Below are 16,454 nucleotides of genomic sequence, written 5' to 3' on the forward strand. Positions count from 1 at the left end.
ACAGCATGGCAACACAGTACCGGGACTGGGAAATTGGCCTGTCGGTGCGGAAATTCCGCCGCGCCGTCTGGCTGGTCATGGCCGCCATGACCATGTTCTTCCTGGCGCTGACGCTGGCTTACATCAAGCGCCATGGCTTGACCATCTATTGGCTCTCGCCCGAGCTGACTACCATCCTGACCGCCAATACCTGCCTGCTGCTGGCGAGCAGCGTGGCGCTCTGGCGGTCGCGGCGATTTCTGCAGGTGCGCTTGATGCGCGCCACGCTGCGCTGGGCGGGCGTGGCGCTGGGGCTGGGGTTGCTGTTCCTGCTCGGCCAGGCGCTGGCCTGGCGCTACCTGCTGGTCAGCGGCGTCTATATCAGTACCCATCCGAACAGCGGCTTTTTCTATATCGTGACCGCGGCGCACGCGGCGCACATTCTGGTGGCGCTGGGGCTGCTGGCCTGGGTATTCTCGCGCGCCTGGCGCGGGCGCTTGCAGTCCGACCGGCCGCTGCTGATGGACCTGACCAGCATCATCTGGCACTGCCTCGACATCATCTGGGTGTATCTGTTTCTGGTGCTGCTGCTGTACCGGTGAAGCAGGAGTCGGGGGTCAGGGGCCAGGGGACAGGCAGGCGCGGGGGTGCCGTACAATCGAACGATGGCGAGGGTGGTCAATATTGCGCTGCTGCAGGCGAAGGCCAGCTCGGATCCGCAGGGGAATGTAGCGCGGACAGTGAATGGCATCGAGCAGGCAGCCGCGGGCGGAGCCGACATTGTCTGCACGCAGGAGCTGTTCCGCACGCCGTATCTTTGCCAGGTCGAGGATATCGAGCGGTTCGCGCTCGCCGAGCCGATTCCGGGACCGACTACCGAGGCGCTGGCGGCGGCGGCGAAACGCACTGGCGTGGTGGTCATCGCCTCGCTGTTCGAGCGCCGCGCCGCGGGCATCTATCACAACACCGCGGTGGTGATCGATGCCGATGGCACGCTGCGCGGACGCTACCGCAAGATGCACATTCCGGACGATCCGCTGTATCACGAGAAGTTTTACTTCACGCCGGGCGATCTGGGCTTCCAGCGCTTTGCAACCGCGAAGGGACCGCTCGGGGTGCTGGTGTGCTGGGATCAGTGGTTCCCCGAGGCCGCGCGGCTGACCGCCATGGCGGGCGCAGAAATTTTGTTTTACCCGACCGCCATCGGCTGGCATCCGGCGGAAAAGGAAGAATACGGCGAGCGCCAGCTTGATGCCTGGATCACGGCGCAGCGGGCGCACGCCATCGCCAACGGCGTCTTTGTGGCCGCCGTCAATCGCGTCGGTCTGGAGCATGACCCCGGACTGCCGCAGGGCAACGGGATTGAATTCTGGGGCAATAGCTTCATCGCCGATCCCAGCGGCCGGATGCTGGCGCAGGGATCGGCCGATCAGGAAGAAATCGTGATGGCGGCCTGCGATCTCGACGAAGTGGAAACCGTGCGCCAGAACTGGCCGTTCTTGCGCGACCGCCGCCTGGACGCTTATCAGGACCTCACCCACCGGCTGCGCGACTGATGGCGGCCCTCGACCTTACGCGACCGCCGGGTCCGCAGGGCTTCCACATGCCCGCCGAGTGGGCGCCGCATGCGGCTACCTGGCTCGCCTGGCCGCATAAAGAAGCTAGCTGGCCGGGCAAGCTGGACCGCATCCCGCCAATCTTTGCCGCCATGGTGCGGGCGCTGGCGCCCGGCGAGCGCGTGCGCATCTGCGTGGCGGATGCGGCGATGGAGGCGGCGGCACGCGCGCAGATCGGTGATGTGGCCGAAGTCGAGTTTTTTCATATCGCCAACAACGACGCCTGGATTCGCGACCATGGACCAATTTTTCTGAATCGAGCTGATAGCGGTCAGGCCATTGTCGATTGGGGCTACAACGCCTGGGGCGGGAAGTATCCGCCGTTCGATCTGGACGATACCGTGCCGTCGCGGATTGGCGACGCCCTCGGGCTGCCGGTTTTTCATCCGGGCATGATTCTCGAGGGTGGCTCGATCGACGTGGATGGCGAAGGCACCTTGCTCACCACCGAAGCCTGCCTGCTCAACCCCAACCGCAATCCACAATTGCAGCGCACGCAGATCGAAGCGCGGTTGCGCGACTACCTGGGCGTGGAAACAATTCTGTGGCTGGGCGAGGGCATCGTGGGCGACGACACCGACGGCCACGTGGACGACCTCACCCGCTTCGTGGCGCCCGGCGTGGTGGTCACCGCGCTGGAGCGCAACGCCGGGGACGCCAACGCCGCACCCCTCGCCGCCAACCTGGAGCGCCTGCGCAGCCTGCGCGACGCGCGCGGCCGGCGCCTCGACATCCACACCCTGCCCATGCCGGCGCCGGTGGAATGGGAAGGCCAGCGTTTGCCCGCCAGTTACGCAAATTTTTATATCGGCAACGAGACCATTCTGCTGCCCCAATTCGCCTGCCGCCAGGACGAAGCCGCGGCGCGCGTGCTGGAGGCGCTGTTTCCCGCGCGCCGCGTGGTGGGCCTCGACTGCCGCGACCTGGTCTGGGGCCTGGGCGCCTTCCACTGCCTCACGCAACAGCAGCCGCGCGCCTGGCGGAGTGGACGCAACGCCGGGGCGCCGTAATGAATCTCACAGAGTGATATGTATTTCCACTGGGCGGCGTTCTTCGGGTGGGCGTGGTGCGGCGTGGTGATCGCGCTGATGGCCTACTGGACGCGGCACGACGACCGCGACTGGCGCGAGGAAGACGAAGACGCGCGAGCGGGTCAGGCTCCCAGCGGGACGGCCCGGCCGGCTGCCTCGTCGCTGATGGAGTAATAGGCACAGGCGGGATGATGGAAAACCAGGGCGCTGGTTGAGGCCTCCGGTTCCATCATCATGCCGTCGGTCAGGTGCACGCCGATTTCGTCGGGGCGCAGCAGTTTCCAGATGCCGGCCTGATCGTTGAGATTGGGGCAGGCGGGATAACCGAAGGCGTAGCGCTTACCGCGGTAGCGGGAGGTGTGCCGGTCTTTCATCGTCATCTCCGGCGGATCGGGGAAGCCCCAGTCCTCGCGGATGCGGCGGTGCAGCCATTCTGCGGTGGCCTCGGCAGTTTCGAGCGCCAGCACTTGCAGGCCATGCGAGTAGACGTAGCGGCCGGCCTGCCTGGCGGCTTCGGCGCGTTCGCGCACGCCCGCACCGGCGGTGACAACCAGCAAGGCGAGGTGGTCGCGAACGAGGCGTTCATCGACGCTGCGCGGCGGCAGGACGTAGTCGGCAAGACAGAGGCCGTCTTCCTTGCGCTGCCGCTCGAAGTGGAAGCTGTGCAGCGGAATAGCGCCGGCGGGGGCGTCGGCGGCAAACAGATGAATGCTGTTGCCGTCAGGCTCGGCGGGAAAGAATTGCCAGACGGCGCGGACATGCAGGATTTCGGCGGCTTCGCGCTGGAGGTCCTCGACGAGCTGCGCCATCTCCAGCGCTTTGGGATCGCGCTGCGCCAAGGCCTTTTCGAAGTTGCCTTTGAAGCCGAGGTGATGGCCGTAGAGCATCAGCAGATTGAGGTAGCTCCAGACCTCCTGAAGCTGCGGCACATCACGCACGAAGCGCTCCAGGCTGGCGGGCGTGGGGATGGGCAAATCGGCGCTGACCTTACGGCTGCGGCGCGTGCTCATGGGTACTTCCGGCGCGGGCACCGGGAGCACGATGTTGGCGCGTGGCGGCGCCGGCGCGGCGAGGCGCGCGCGACCGGCCGGATCCATGAGCGTGTTCAGCAGCGAAAGGCCGCTCATGGCGTCTTTGGCGTAGCAGACGGGACCGGTGTATTCGGGCGCGATGCGGGTGGTGGTGAAGCGCTCCGAAAGCGCGGCGCCGCCGACCAGCAAGGGGGCGGTGATGCCGGCGTCGCGCAAGTCGCCGGCGGTGACCGCCATCTGGCCGGCGCTTTTCACCAACAGCCCCGACAGGCCGATGGCGTCGGGATGCTCGCGCTGATAGGCCTCGATCAACTGCTCGGGAGGGATTTTGATGCCCAGGTTCACGACGCGGTAGCCGTTGTTGGACAGGATGATATCGACCAGGTTCTTGCCGATGTCGTGCACATCGCCCTTGACCGTGGCCAGGATGATGGAGCCCTTGGTGGCCGACTCGGATTTCTCCATGAACTGCTCGAGGTGCGTCACCGCGGCCTTCATGGCTTCGGCCGATTGCAGCACTTCGGCCACGATCAGCTCGTTATTGTTGAACAGCCGCCCCACCTCGGCCATGCCGGTCATGAGTGGGCCGTTGATGATCTCCAGCGGGGTGGCACCCTCGGCGCGCTTCCGCTCGAGATCGGCGACCAGACCGTCTTTGGTGCCTTCAATGATGTAGCGGCCCAGGCGCTCGTCGAGCGGCAGCGATTCGACGGCGGCGGCCTTGGAGGCGCGCGGGGCGCGGAAATGCTCGGCGATGGCGGCGATATGGTGCTGGTTGAGCCGCGCCCGCTGCTGCTTCGTTTGCTGGCGCCAATCGGCGGGCGCGCCCGGCGCGACGCTTTCCACCGGCGCGTTGAACAGCAGCGCTTCGGCCAGCGCCCGCTCCTCGGCGGGAAGCGAAGCAAACCGTTCCAGCTTTTCGGCGTTGACGATGGCGAGATCGAGGCCGGCTTTGGTGCAGTGATACAGGAAGACGGAGTTGACCACTTCGCGCGCCGCCGCCGGCAGCCCGAAGGAAACGTTGGAGATGCCCAGCACGGTCTTCACGCCCGGCAGGTTTTCTTTCACCAGACGCACGCCCTCGATGGTCTCGACAGCGCCCCCAATGTAGTTTTCATCACCGGTGGCGCACGGAAAAACGAGCGGATCAATGGCGATGTTGTGCGCCGGAATACCGTATTTCTCGGTGAGCAGCGCGACCGAGCGCTGGGCGATGGCCAGCTTGCGCTCGCGCGTAAACGCCTGCGCCTGGAGCTTGTCTTCATCAATGCAGCCCACCACCAGCGCCGCGCCGTAGCGGCGGGCGAGCGGGCAGATGCGCTCGAACTTCTCCTCGCCATCTTCCAGGTTGATGGAGTTGATGAGACCCTTGCCCTGGCAATAGGTGAGCGAAAGCTCAACCGCGCGGGCGTCGGTGGTATCGATCATCACCGGCACTTTGATCTTGCGGATGAGTTTTTCGTAAAACGGCGGAATATCGCCGATCTCTTCGCGTTCGGTGCTCTGCAGGCAAACGTCAATAATGTGGGCTCCGTTTTTGACCTGGCGGCGGGCGATCTCGCTCGCCTCCTCCCACTTTTCTTCCGCCACCAGCCGCTTGAACAGCCGTGAACCCACAATGTTGGTGCGCTCGCCGATGATCAGGGGCCGGGTGGCATCGTCCGCCTCGACGGTTTCGATGCCACTGAAGAAGGCGCGCGGCGAAGGGGCCGGCGGCAGGCGCGGCGTCTGACCGGCAGCCATGGCGGCGAGGGCGGCAATATGCGCCGGCGTGGTGCCGCAGCAGCCGCCGATCAGGTTCACCCAGCCGTGCTGCACGAAGCGCTGCATCTGGTGCGCCAGCGACTCCGGCGTCTCACGGTATTTGCCTTCCTCGTTGGGCAAGCCGGCGTTGGGATAGCAGGAGATGTAGCGGTGGCTGAGGGTATGCAGCGTGCGCACATGATCGGTCATGAACTCCGGACCGGTGGCGCAGTTCAGGCCGATCGAGAGCAGATCCGCGTGTTCGAGCGAAACCCAGAGCGCCTCGGCCGATTGTCCGGCGAGCATGGTGCCCATGGCCTCGATGGTGCCCGAGACCATGACCGGAATCTTGACGCCGAGCGCTTGCCCCGCATCCTCGATGCCGAGCAGCGCGGCTTTGATGTTGCGCGTATCCTGGCAGGTTTCGACCAGCAGCAGATCGGCGCCGCCTTCGACCAGCCCCTCGGCCTGCTCGCGGAAGGCCGCGCGCAGTTGCTCGAAGGTCACGCCGCCGGTGACGGTGATCGCTTTCGTGGTCGGCCCCATCGACCCAGCGACCCAGCGCGGCCGCGCCGGCGTGGACGCCGCATCGGCGGCCTGGCGGGCGAGCTGCGCCGCGATACGGCTGATTTCGCGCGCATGGGCCTGGAGGCCGTATTCACCCAGCACGATACTGGTCGAGCCGAAGGAGTCGGTCTCGATGATGTCCGCGCCCGCATCGAGATACTCGCGGTGAATATCGAGCAAAACGTCCGGCCGCGTGCGTACCAGATTCTCGTTGCAGCCTTCAAGCGCCGGACCGCCGAAATCGGCAGCGGTGAGCTGACGCTGCTGCAGCATGGTGCCCATGGCGCCGTCCAGCACCAGAATGCGCTGGCGCAAAGCGGCATAAAGGGCAACGCGACGGGCTTGAGCATCGAGCATAGTCAGAACTTCCAGTTTACCGTTCTACCAGATGTTCCAAAGCCGAATAAAACTCGGGATAGGAAATCGAAGCGCAGCCGGCGTCCTGAATGCGGCTGTCGCCGGAAGCCAGCAGCGCGGCAACGGCAAACGCCATGGCAATGCGATGGTCGCCGTAGCTCGGCAACTCGGCGCCGTGCAGCTTCTGGCCGCCGGGAACGAACAGCGCCTCGGGACGCTCTTCGCATACGCCGCCCATGGCGCGCAGGTTATGGGTGATGGCGGCAAGGCGGTCGCTTTCCTTCACGCGCAACTCACCCACGTCGGCGAACTCGATGCCCTCGCGGGTGCGGGTCGCCAGCACCGCGAGAATCGGGATTTCATCGATCAGCGCGACCGCTTCGGCGCCGGCGATGCGCGTGCCGGTGAGAAATTCCGGGCCATCGAGGTGCAGGCTGCCCATGAGTTCGCCGGCGTGCTCCTCGATCGAGACCACCTCGGGGCGTGCACCCAGGCGGCGCAGCACATCGAGCAGGGTCGAGCGCGTGGGGTTCAGCGAAATGCCGTCCACCAGCAGATCGGCGCCCGGAATGGCGGCGGTGGCGCACAGAAAAAATGCCGCCGAGCTGGGATCGCCGGGAATGCGGAAGTCGCCCAGCGGCGCCAGCCGCTCCACCGGCCCCGCGAGGCTGACCGCGCGCGGCTGCGCGGCTTGCTCGACCGGCACCCCTAAATGCCGCAGTAGCAGTTCCGTATGGTCGCGTGTGGGCTGAGGCTCGACAATGCGCGTTACGCCCGTGGCATAGAGGCCCGCCAGCAGCAGGGCGCTCTTTACCTGTGCGCTGGCAACCGGCAAAGCGTAGTCGATGCCGTGCAAGCCGCCGGCGGGAGCAAACGTCAGCGGCGGACGGTCGTTCGGGGCCGCAGCAGCTTGAGCGCCCATCAGGCGCAACGGCTGCAGTACGCGGCGCATGGGGCGATTGCACAACGAGGCGTCGCCGGAAATTTCGGCGGCGAAGGGCTGCGCCGCCAGAATGCCGCTGAGCATGCGCAGCGTGGTGCCGGAATTGCCGGCGTTCAGGGGACCGGAGGGCGCGTGCAGTCCGCGCAAGCCGGCCCCGGTGATGGCGACTTCTTCCGGCCCGCTGTGCTCGATACCCACGCCCAAAGCCGCCAGACACGCCAGCGTGCTCTGGCAGTCGGCGCCGGTCGCGTAATGGCTGAGCTTCGATGACCCTTCGGCCAGCGCGGCCAGCAGAGCACAGCGATGCGAGAGCGATTTGTCCCCCGGCGGCCGCACCGCACCAGAGAAGTTGCGGGCCGGAGTGAGAGCGAGATCCATCGAAAAATGTGGCAGGCGGACTGTAAGCCGGATTCTGTGCCGCGACCGAAATCGCGGCGGCAATCATTCCTCTGGAGCCGCCATTGCTGACGGCCTCTAGCGGCCTACCCGGAAGTTCAAGCGGACCGGGAAAGTCCTCCCTTCCCTATTTGGCCTTGCTCCACGTGGGGTTTGCCCTGCCTCCGCTGTCGCCAGCGGAGCGGTGCGCTCTTACCGCACCTTTTCACCCTTACCGCAGATGCGAACACCTGCGGCGGTACCTTTTCTGTGGCACTTTCCGTAAACCGGCTTTGTGAAGCCGGCCCCCTGGCCGTTAGCCAGCACGCTTCCCTGCGGAGTCCGGACTTTCCTCGACGCCGCGCGCTTGCGCGCGCTCCGCCGCGATTGCCCGCCCGCCTGCCGAACCTCTATTCTACGCCGCCCGCCGGATCCCAGCAGGCTAACCCCTCGCGGCGCGCCGCCTCCAGCAAACGATGATCGGAACTGACAAACTCAATCGGCTGAATCTGAAGTAGCACCATGGCCGCGGCTAGCTGCAGGGCGTCGGGCGCCCGCAAGGGGTGACGATCGATCAGAACCGCACTCAGGGCGAATACCACCTCATTCACGGGCTGGTAGGTCCAGGCGTGTCTCACGCGCTGCTCAAAGTGGACGAGCATCGAGCGGGCGTCGCCGCCGGACAGCACTCGCGAACGTTCCTTTGCGCGCACCACCGCGCGGAATTCGACGGCGCCGATGGAGCAGATGGCGCAAGGAAGGCCGCGGCCCGCGAAGGCGCGCATGGACTCGCTCCCCGTCTCTTCGAAATACAGCTTAAGGGCGGCACTCGAATCGAGGAAAGCGGTCGGCAATCAGTCTCCGTCGCGCATCCGGCGCAGCGTTACGGAGGCGGGCTCACCCTCAATTTTGATGGGAGTAAAATCCCATTTCGCCGGATGGGGGCCGAACAGCCGTTGCACCTCGGCATGGGCGCGATTCAATTGCAGACTCGAGGTAGGGAACTCGGGGTGTTTGGGGTTGGGCACGCGATGGACACGAATGAGGTCCATATCGATGGCACGCCGCAGAACACGATCGCGCTCCTCGGGGCTAGCGGCCCAGGAGTGGCGGCCGGGCAAGTAGGTGTCGCGCAACCACTTGAGCGCCACAAACGCGTATTGCGGAATCCGCTCGGCCTCGGCAAGGGTTTGGAGCAAATCCTCCAGGTGTTGCTCGGCGCCCGCCGAGACTGGCGCCTCCCGCAGCGTGATGAAGATGGAGTCGCCGGCGCCGAAGCTTTTTGCTGCGGAGGCATTCGCGCGTTTTTTGCGGGCCGCCTCCGGTTTGCTCCCGCTCAGCAGCGATACCGAAGCAATTTCTGTCCCCGCCGGCGCAATCCGCATTCGCACGAGTTGATTCTTGAGTTCTGCACTCAATTCGCCGATGGTCTTTGCGCCCATTGCTCCACTTATATTTATAAGGAAATCGATGGCCCCTGTCAATAGGAAAATTCCGGCTCCCATGCTAAAATCAAGCTCCGAAGGGGCGTGTAGCTCAGCTGGGAGAGCGCCGCGTTCGCAACGCGGAGGTCAGGGGTTCGATCCCCCTCACGTCCACCACTCCTCGTGACTGTTTCGGCTCGCTTCTGGACTTGGCTGGGGCTGGCGCTGCTCGCCGGCGGGTTGCTGGTGCTGCTGTTGCCGCACATGCCGGTGACCGCGCTCGGGGGCGGTCAACCTCAGGGCGCGCCACGATCCGATTGGCCTGCGGCGGCGGCCGCCCTCCTGGGCCTCATTCTCCTGCTTTGGCAGCAGCGACAGCGCACGCGCGCCAAGCAATAATCGGCAGAGAATGCCTCTGCGCTTTCGCCGCGTCGTGTTGGTCGTGCTCGACAGCGTGGGCATTGGCGCCATGCCCGATGCGGCGCGCTACGGGCCCGACGATGCGGCCAGCGATACGCTCGGCCACGTCCTCGCGCACTGCCCGACGCCCCTGCCGACGCTCGAGCGTCTGGGCCTGGGCCACATTCGGCCGCTTACGGGCGTCTCGGCGCAACGCCCGGCCACCGCCGGTTTTGGCCGCTGCGCGCTGCGCTCAGATGGTAAAGACACGACCACCGGCCACTGGGAAATGGCGGGCATCATCCTGGACCCGGGCTTTCCCGTATTTCCCGGCGGATTTCCTGCAGAGCTGATCCAGGCCTTCGAGCAGCGCATTGGGCGGCGCACCCTGGGCAACGTCGCCGCCAGCGGAACCGAAATCATCCAGCGCCTGGGCGCCGAGCATCTGCGCACCGGCTTTCCGATTGTCTATACTTCCGCCGACAGCGTCTTCCAGGTCGCAGCGCACGAGCAAGGCGTGCCGCTTGATCAGCTTTACTCGATGTGCGCAGCGGCGCGCGAGCTGCTGCAAGGCCCCTGGCGCGTGGGCCGCGTCATTGCGCGGCCGTTTATTGGCGACGCGGAGATCGGCTTCACGCGCACCCGAAACCGCCATGACTATGCCGTGCCGCCGCCGCCGGGCATGTTGCTGGACCGGCTGGAGGAGCAGCGCGTTCCGGTGCATGCCGTGGGCAAGATTTTCGACATCTTCCTTGGGCGCGGCATCACTTCGCACGCCGCCATGGAATCGAATGCCGACGGCCTTGCCCAGACGCTGGCCGCGCTGGGGCCGGTACGCGAGGGCCGGGCTGGGGCTCCCGGGGCCCCCAGCCCGGTCGAGCGTCAAGCGGGTGGCGTGGCGCAGCCACGCCCGGCCCCGCGCCAGTCAATCGAACGCGGCCTGATCTTCACCAATCTCGTCGACTTCGACATGCTCTACGGCCATCGCAACGACGTCACCGGCTACGCTGCCGCGCTGGCGGAAGCTGACGAGGGGCTGGGCCGCATTGTCGACGCCATGCGCCCGGATGATTTGCTGCTGCTGACCGCCGATCACGGTTGCGACCCGACCACGCCCTCAACCGACCACTCGCGCGAGTACGCTCCCCTGCTGGCGTATGCGCCGGGCGCACGGGCGGTCAATCTGGGCACGCGCGCCTCGCTCGCCGACATCGGCGCCACGATTGCGGAAAACTTCGGGACCCAGCTCGCCGCCGGCGAATCGTTTCTCGCCGAGATTACAGCAGCGGATTCCGCACCCGAAGCCCGCGCATCCGGCTGAAATCACGATCGGCTGACCAGAGCTCCTCCACGCCGTGCTGGAGGCACAGCGCCGCGACATGGGCATCGTGAATGACACTCCCCGCCAAATGCCCGGCCTGCACGAGTTCCTGCAACCGCTCCCAATACCCCGCCGCCTCGCCCAGTAGGCGCAGACTGGGCGACGCCATCCAAAGTTCCACTTGCCGTAGCGCCGCCGGCAGCGGCGTCGGCGGTTTAAAGGCTCTCGGATTCGTGGCAACGCCCAGAAATTCGTGAATACAGGGCCACGGAATCGCCCACCGCTCCGCCCCCTCCGACAGCTTCTTCAACAGCTCGCTGGCGGCGCTGTTCCACGGCAACTCGGCGCGATGAGCGTACAGCAGAATGTTGGTGTCAACCGCGATCATCACCGTCCGGGGGCAGAGGATTCCCGCCGTGCCCCTCGTAGATAATGTCGCGCAGCTCCGGCCAGGTGAAGTCCTTCACCATGCCCTGGCCGCGGTAGGAACCGTCTTTCAGCTTGAACGGCTTTTTGGGTTTGCGCTTCTGCTCCAGCGCCAAGCGTAAGCCATCCTCCACCAGTTCCCGCAGCGTGATCTTCTGCTCGTGCGCGACGGCCTTGGCTTCCTGCAGCAAGCCGTCGGCGATCTCCACCGTCGTCTTCATGGACCCATACTACCATATCGTGCAGTATGGGTGAGCTGGCTCAATGCTGTGCGCGCCGCGGCAGACTGAGCAGATTGGCGAAGAGGCGATAGGCGCCGGGCACGCCATCGGCGAGCTGGCGATAGAGCGCCACGCCTTCGTAGACGTACACGCCTTTGCCGTAAGCGGCGTAGAGCAGACCGCCTTTTTGCGGCGGCTGCTCCGGGTCATGCGTCTCGATCAGCGCCGTGTAGCGCGGGTCCCAGCTTTGCATGAAGCCGTGGCCGCGCTCCTCGACCCAGCCCCGAAAATCGGCTTCGGTGATGTGGTTGGGCCAGTTCAGCAGCGGATCGCTGGGCTTGAGAATGTTGACCGGATCGGTTTCGACCACCACCCGCTCGCCGTTCCCACCCAGCGAATAGGGATATGGGCCGTAGTCATGATCGTACTCGGAGGTCTGGTATTGCACGATGAGCACGCCGCCGTTATGCACGTAATGCAGCAGGCGGCCATTGAAGGTGCGCAACTCGGGGCGCGCGGCATAGGTGCGGATGCCGAGCACGATGACGTCATAGGCGCCCAGATCACCGTTGGCGATGTCACTGGCGCTCAGGAACTGCATGTGCACGCCCAGGTTCACCAGATCCTGGGCGACATGATCGCCGGTGCCGCTGACGTAGCCGACCTTCAGGCCCGGCGCCATCGCCACCTGCACGCCGCGGGTTTTGTAGATCGCCGGGAAATAGAGGCTGTAGGGGCGCAGGCCCATGTACCCGGCGGTGTGATAGCCCTCTTCGTAGTCGTGGCCGTCGTAGCGGGCCACGGCGGTGATGCTGTAGCTGGAGCGGGTGAGATCGCGGGGCGTGACGGTGAAATGCAGCGGTGCTTCTTCGCCGCTTTGCTGCAACGCGAAGCCGGCGCTCGCGGGAGACGCCGTCCAGCCCTCGGGCAAGCGCAGATGCACACTGCCGCGCGCCGGGCCGGGTACATTGCTGTGCACCGTTACCGTCAGACTCACTGCATGCGCCGACAGCGGCACAATCCCCTGGCGCGGATCGACCACCACGGAAATCGGCGGCGCCACCACCAGCGGATTCTCGACGATGCCGCTGGCCTCCGGGCGCGCCACGGTTTCCACATCCTGCGCCATGGTGAGCGTCACACCCGCGTAGCTGATTTTCGCCCAGGCGGCGAGCGGATAGGGCGTGGTGGGCAAGGTCACGTAGCGGGGATCGTCGATGTCGTACCAGGGCTGAATATCATTGGGCCGCGAATAATAAGGACGCGTCGACGGAGCCTTCGCCGGCACGGTCACGGTGAAGACCTCTTCCGCAGCCGGCGCCGGTTGCGAAATGGTCCAATCCGGCTGAGCGGAAGCGGTGCGCAACGTGACCGAACTCAGCGCGAGCGGCGCGTGGGTGGGATTGGCAAAGTGGGTATCGACCCGGAACTGCTCGCCCGGAATCACCACCTGCCGGCTCACCGCCGGACCACCCCGTCCGCCGCGGCCGCGCCCTGCCACGCGCACGGTGAACTGCAATCCGAGCGCCTCGACAATGGCGTCATTGAACTGCGCCTGCTTGATGCGCAGCTCGTGCTCGATGTCGGCCTTGGCGGCCGCGCTGAAATCGCCTGCGGCGACCTGCTGTATCAGCGCGTTCATCGCCGCCAGCCCGTGCGCCAGCACCGGCGCAATCGCCTGCGGCTGATGGCCACGGAACTGCCGCATCGCCTGCTCCACGTCACCGTTGATGGCCCGCAGCGCCTCCCGCAGCGCGCCGGTATTTTCTCCCGGTGCGAGATCCGCGATGCCTGCGAGCGAAGTGTCAATGCCGGCGAACATTGAACCTTCGTGGCCGGTGGTTTTCACCTCGCTGCCATAAAGATGATAGGGCGTGCTCTCCGGCCTCAGGTCGGGAATACCGATGCCGCTCAACTGCGTGCGCTGCTCCGCCAGTCCCTGGCGCGCGAGCTGCGTGAACGAGGCGCCGAGCACGGGATCATAGGTTCCTTCCGGAACCGCCACGTTGACCGAGGGTTTGCCCTCGATCCAGCGCTGCTGCACGTAGTCGTAAACGCGGCCGGGCGTGTAAATCCCGCGCGCGTAGTCGAAAATGCCCTTGGGCGTAAAGGCGCGCATGGGAACGCGGGCGTAGACCTTGCTCGCGTGCCAGGGAAGCAATCCCGCGCGAATCTGTTCGGGGAACAGCTTGGGATCGGCGGCGGCAGCGTAAACCTCCTGCGCCAGCTCGCCCGAGGCGGCATGGTTGCCGTGGCCATCGCTGGGACCGCCGACGAAGGTTGAGGCGATCACCAGCGGCCGTACCTGCCGCACCACGCGGACCACATCGGCCAGCACGCGCTCGCGGCCCCACTGCTGAAAGGTCTCTTCCTTGGTTTTGGAGAAACCGAAATCGACCACCCGGGTGAAGAACTGCTGCACTCCGTAATAGCGGTCAGCGGCGAGCAGCTCCTGGGTGCGCACCAGGCCAAGGGCGTCGTTGAAGTCGTTCGACATCAGGTTCTGCCCGCCCTCGCCGCGGTTGAGCGTCAGCAGCGCGACGCGCGCCCCCTGGCCGCGCGATTCGTAGGTGAGCAAACCGCCGTCTTCATCATCCGGGTGCGCCACGATGAACAGCAGGCTGGCGCGGGTGTGCAGCTTTTCCAGGCTCTGCCACACCGCCGCCGCGCCGCGATCCATTGGAAGCTGGCGGCTGGCGACCAGTGGCGCGATGGCGATGGCGCGCGGCGGCGGCGCCTGCCCCCGCACCGCTATCGCCGCGGCCAGCAACAATCCTGTCGCAATCGCGCATGCACGCAGCTTCATGGACCCGCTCCTCAGGAAACAATTCATCGTAACAAAACGGGCCTAGAGTAAAGCTATGAGCGCTTCCGTACCTGGCAACTTGGGCGGGTTGCTGCCCAGCCTGGAACAGATCTACAAGGACCTGCATACCCATCCGGAGCTGTCGATGCAGGAGACACGCACCGCGGGGGTGGCGGCGGAAAAGCTGCGCGCGGCCGGATACAAGGTTACGTCAGGTGTGGGGAAGACGGGTGTGGTCGGGCTGCTCGAGAACGGCGCTGGGCCGGAGGTGATGCTGCGCGCCGACATGGATGCGCTGCCGGTCACCGAGGCCACCGGCCTTGCCTATGCGAGCACAACGCCCGGCGTGATGCACGCCTGCGGCCACGACATGCACGTCGCCTGGTTGATCGGCGCGGCCACGCTGTTTGCCCAGGCCCGGGATCAGTGGCACGGCACACTGATGGCCACCTTTCAACCGGCGGAAGAAACCGCTGCGGGCGCACAGGCCATGATCGACGACGGCCTGTTCCGGCGCTTTCCCAAGCCGAACGTCGTGCTGGGCCAGCATGTGATGAGCATGCCGTCGGGAACCGTTGCCGGCCGCGCGGGCGCGACCACGTCGGCGGCGGACAGCCTCGAAATCCGGCTCTTCGGCCGCGGCGCGCACGGCTCCATGCCGGAGGCGAGCGTCGATCCGGTGGTGATGGCGGCTTCCGTGGTGCTGCGGCTGCAGACCATAGTGTCGCGCGAGGTGGCCGCCAACGACGCCGTGGTGGTCACCATCGGCGCGCTGCAGGCCGGCACCAAGGAAAATGTGATTCCCGACGAGGCGGTGATCAAGCTCAACGTGCGCACCTTTGACGAAGGCGTGCGCCAGCACGTACTGGCGGCGATCACACGCATCGTCAATGCTGAGGCAGCCGCCTCCGGTGCGCCCCGGCCTCCGGAGATCAAGCCCCTCGACCGCTACCCGCTGGTGCGCAACGATCCCCAGGCAACCCAGCGCGTCGAGGAGGCGCTGCGCCAGCATTTCGGCGCGGATCGCGTCCGGGACACTAAGCCCACGATGGCGAGCGAGGACTTCGGCTCCTTCGGCAGCGAATGGGGCGTGCCCTCGGTGTTCTGGTTTGTGGGTGGAATTGACGCCGCAGCGTATGCGCAGGCCGAAAAAGAGGGCAAGCTGGGCACGATCCCGGTCAATCACAGCCCGCACTTTGCGCCCGTGCTCCACCCCACGCTGGAAACCGGCGTCGAAGCACTGGTAGTTGCTGCGCAGGCGTGGTTGTCTTCATAATGAGCGCACTTGGTAATTACCGAACACGTCGTCATCTCGACGCTGCTGGTGGTGTTTGACCTGGGCGGCACGTTTGTGTTCGCGCTCAGCGGCGCGACCGCGGGCGTAAAGCACCGGCTGGATCTGTTTGGCGTCCTGGTGCTGGCCTTTGCCGCGGGCAATGCTGGCGGCATCACCCGCGACCTCATGATCGGTGCGACGCCGCCCGCGGCCATCTACGATTGGCGCTACGTCGGAGTCTCGGTTCTGGCCGGCCTGATCACCTTCCGCTGGAGTGGCACCATCAACCGGTTGAGCAGCCCCGTGCTGACCTTCGATGCCGCCGGCCTGGCGATGTTCGCGGTCGCCGGGGCGAGCAAGGCGCTGGCCTACCATGCCGGACCGGTGGCGGCGGTGCTGCTGGGCATGACCACCGGCATCGGCGGCGGCGTGGTGCGCGACGTGCTGGTGCGGGAAATTCCGTCGGTGTTGCGCACCGAGCTCTATGCGGTGGCGGCACTGGTGGGCGCCGGCGCGGTGGTCGTCGGCAACGGGCTGCACACCTCGCCCGTCGCGGCGGCGATTGTAGGCGCGGGGCTGTGCTTCGCGCTGCGCATTGCGGCCATGCGGCGAGGCTGGGGCCTGCCGGTCGCGCGCATCACCGGCGCCTAGCCCCCGGAGCGTAGCCCCGCACCCACAAACGCGGCGCGGTCGTCCCAAGCGGAGCTGGGGCGTAGGGGCCCCCAGCGCAGCCGGCCCTCGGCTTAGAGAGCGGGCCGCGCGGCGAACACGGCGCACCCACAGACGCGCGCGGTCATCCCAAGCGGAGCTGGGGCCTAGGGGCCCCCAGCGCAGCGGGCTCTCGGCCTTAGAGAGCGGGCCGCGCGGCGAACACGGCGCACCCACAGAAGCGCGCGGCCTTCCCAAGCGGAGCTGGGGCGTAGGGGCCCCCAGCGCAGC

At 66.2% G+C, this 16,454-nt stretch carries 14 protein-coding genes, 1 tRNA gene and 1 other RNA gene; 8 read left to right on the top strand and 8 right to left on the bottom strand.

Features of this window, described 5'->3' with window-relative positions; genetic code table 11:
- The first annotated feature begins 5 nt into the window (after nt 1-5).
- The 3 genes from EPN33_13075 to EPN33_13085 all read left to right on the top strand — a co-directional run bounded on the left by EPN33_13075 (nt 6) and on the right by EPN33_13085 (nt 2,605).
- Nucleotides 6-581, top strand: coding sequence for a hypothetical protein (locus EPN33_13075; GenBank protein ID TAN21539.1), 576 nt, complete (start codon nt 6-8; stop codon nt 579-581).
- Nucleotides 582-644: 63 nt separating this feature from the next.
- On the top strand, nt 645-1,535 hold the full coding sequence (locus EPN33_13080; GenBank protein ID TAN21540.1) for a carbon-nitrogen hydrolase: 891 nt from the start codon (nt 645-647) through the stop codon (nt 1,533-1,535).
- A complete protein-coding gene (locus EPN33_13085) occupies nt 1,535-2,605 on the top strand; it encodes an agmatine deiminase family protein (protein ID TAN21541.1) in 1,071 nt (356 codons plus the stop codon). Before EPN33_13080 ends, EPN33_13085 begins: the two co-directional genes overlap by 1 nt.
- 143 nt (nt 2,606-2,748) lie before the next feature.
- On the opposite strand, the gene metH is transcribed toward EPN33_13085, so the two are convergent.
- The 5 genes from metH to EPN33_13110 form a co-directional block, all read right to left on the bottom strand.
- On the bottom strand, nt 2,749-6,324 hold the full coding sequence (gene metH, locus EPN33_13090; GenBank protein ID TAN21542.1) for a methionine synthase: 3,576 nt from the start codon (nt 6,322-6,324) through the stop codon (nt 2,749-2,751).
- 16 nt (nt 6,325-6,340) lie between these two features.
- Nucleotides 6,341-7,645, bottom strand: coding sequence for a 3-phosphoshikimate 1-carboxyvinyltransferase (gene aroA, locus EPN33_13095; GenBank protein ID TAN21543.1), 1,305 nt, complete (start codon nt 7,643-7,645; stop codon nt 6,341-6,343).
- 7 nt (nt 7,646-7,652) lie between these two features.
- An RNA gene (gene rnpB / locus EPN33_13100) (RNase P RNA component class A) lies at nt 7,653-8,045 on the bottom strand.
- Nucleotides 8,046-8,052: 7 nt separating this feature from the next.
- Nucleotides 8,053-8,496 (bottom strand): PIN domain-containing protein, encoded by a 444-nt coding sequence (locus EPN33_13105; protein ID TAN21544.1) that lies wholly within the window; start codon nt 8,494-8,496, stop codon nt 8,053-8,055.
- Nucleotides 8,497-9,084 carry a hypothetical protein gene (locus tag EPN33_13110; GenBank protein TAN21545.1) on the bottom strand — a complete coding sequence of 196 codons (588 nt, stop codon included), beginning with the start codon at nt 9,082-9,084 and terminating at the stop codon, nt 8,497-8,499.
- Nucleotides 9,085-9,167: 83 nt separating this feature from the next.
- On the opposite strand from EPN33_13110, the gene EPN33_13115 reads away from it, so the two are divergent.
- From EPN33_13115 to EPN33_13125, 3 genes are all read left to right on the top strand, one after another.
- Nucleotides 9,168-9,243: transfer RNA gene (locus EPN33_13115), tRNA-Ala, on the top strand.
- Nucleotides 9,244-9,249: 6 nt separating this feature from the next.
- Nucleotides 9,250-9,465, top strand: a complete 216-nt coding sequence (locus EPN33_13120) for a hypothetical protein (protein ID TAN21546.1) — start codon at nt 9,250-9,252, stop codon at nt 9,463-9,465.
- Between the two features lie 10 nt (nt 9,466-9,475).
- A complete protein-coding gene (locus tag EPN33_13125) occupies nt 9,476-10,786 on the top strand; it encodes a phosphopentomutase (protein ID TAN21547.1) in 1,311 nt (436 codons plus the stop codon).
- Here EPN33_13125 and EPN33_13130 read toward each other — a convergent pair.
- The 3 genes from EPN33_13130 to EPN33_13140 are packed head-to-tail and all read right to left on the bottom strand — an operon-like array spanning nt 10,743 to nt 14,266.
- The gene (locus EPN33_13130; protein ID TAN21569.1) at nt 10,743-11,174 is read right to left on the bottom strand and encodes a PIN domain-containing protein; all 432 of its coding nucleotides are present in this window, start codon (nt 11,172-11,174) and stop codon (nt 10,743-10,745) included. The genes EPN33_13125 and EPN33_13130 overlap by 44 nt on opposite strands.
- A complete protein-coding gene (locus EPN33_13135) occupies nt 11,161-11,433 on the bottom strand; it encodes a DUF2191 domain-containing protein (GenBank protein ID TAN21548.1) in 273 nt (90 codons plus the stop codon). The genes EPN33_13130 and EPN33_13135 overlap by 14 nt, the downstream gene beginning before the upstream one ends.
- Nucleotides 11,434-11,473: 40 nt before the next feature.
- Nucleotides 11,474-14,266, bottom strand: a complete 2,793-nt coding sequence (locus tag EPN33_13140; GenBank protein ID TAN21549.1) for a PIG-L family deacetylase — start codon at nt 14,264-14,266, stop codon at nt 11,474-11,476.
- Between the two features lie 28 nt (nt 14,267-14,294).
- On the opposite strand from EPN33_13140, the gene EPN33_13145 reads away from it, so the two are divergent.
- Both EPN33_13145 and EPN33_13150 read left to right on the top strand, forming a co-directional pair.
- Nucleotides 14,295-15,515: an amidohydrolase gene (locus tag EPN33_13145; protein TAN21550.1), complete on the top strand. Its 1,221-nt coding sequence runs from the start codon at nt 14,295-14,297 to the stop codon at nt 15,513-15,515.
- Between the two features lie 33 nt (nt 15,516-15,548).
- A complete protein-coding gene (locus tag EPN33_13150) occupies nt 15,549-16,166 on the top strand; it encodes a trimeric intracellular cation channel family protein (protein ID TAN21570.1) in 618 nt (205 codons plus the stop codon).
- The last annotated feature ends 288 nt before the right edge of the window (nt 16,167-16,454 follow it).

Source organism: Acidobacteriota bacterium, from assembly GCA_004299485.1.
GTDB lineage: Bacteria > Acidobacteriota > Terriglobia > Terriglobales > SCQP01 > SCQP01.

What these genes read in the sequence shown, in the direction of transcription:
- EPN33_13075 (TAN21539.1), top strand. Translation starts at nt 6, where the DNA reads ATGGCAACACAGTACCGGGACTGGGAAATTGGCCTGTCGGTGCGGAAA.
- EPN33_13080 (TAN21540.1), top strand. Translation starts at nt 645, where the DNA reads ATGGCGAGGGTGGTCAATATTGCGCTGCTGCAGGCGAAGGCCAGCTCG.
- EPN33_13085 (TAN21541.1), top strand. Translation starts at nt 1,535, where the DNA reads ATGGCGGCCCTCGACCTTACGCGACCGCCGGGTCCGCAGGGCTTCCAC.
- metH (TAN21542.1), bottom strand. Translation starts at nt 6,324, where the DNA reads ATGCTCGATGCTCAAGCCCGTCGCGTTGCCCTTTATGCCGCTTTGCGC.
- aroA (TAN21543.1), bottom strand. Translation starts at nt 7,645, where the DNA reads ATGGATCTCGCTCTCACTCCGGCCCGCAACTTCTCTGGTGCGGTGCGG.
- EPN33_13110 (TAN21545.1), bottom strand. Translation starts at nt 9,084, where the DNA reads ATGGGCGCAAAGACCATCGGCGAATTGAGTGCAGAACTCAAGAATCAA.
- EPN33_13125 (TAN21547.1), top strand. Translation starts at nt 9,476, where the DNA reads ATGCCTCTGCGCTTTCGCCGCGTCGTGTTGGTCGTGCTCGACAGCGTG.
- EPN33_13130 (TAN21569.1), bottom strand. Translation starts at nt 11,174, where the DNA reads ATGATCGCGGTTGACACCAACATTCTGCTGTACGCTCATCGCGCCGAG.
- EPN33_13135 (TAN21548.1), bottom strand. Translation starts at nt 11,433, where the DNA reads ATGAAGACGACGGTGGAGATCGCCGACGGCTTGCTGCAGGAAGCCAAG.
- EPN33_13140 (TAN21549.1), bottom strand. Translation starts at nt 14,266, where the DNA reads ATGAATTGTTTCCTGAGGAGCGGGTCCATGAAGCTGCGTGCATGCGCG.
- EPN33_13145 (TAN21550.1), top strand. Translation starts at nt 14,295, where the DNA reads ATGAGCGCTTCCGTACCTGGCAACTTGGGCGGGTTGCTGCCCAGCCTG.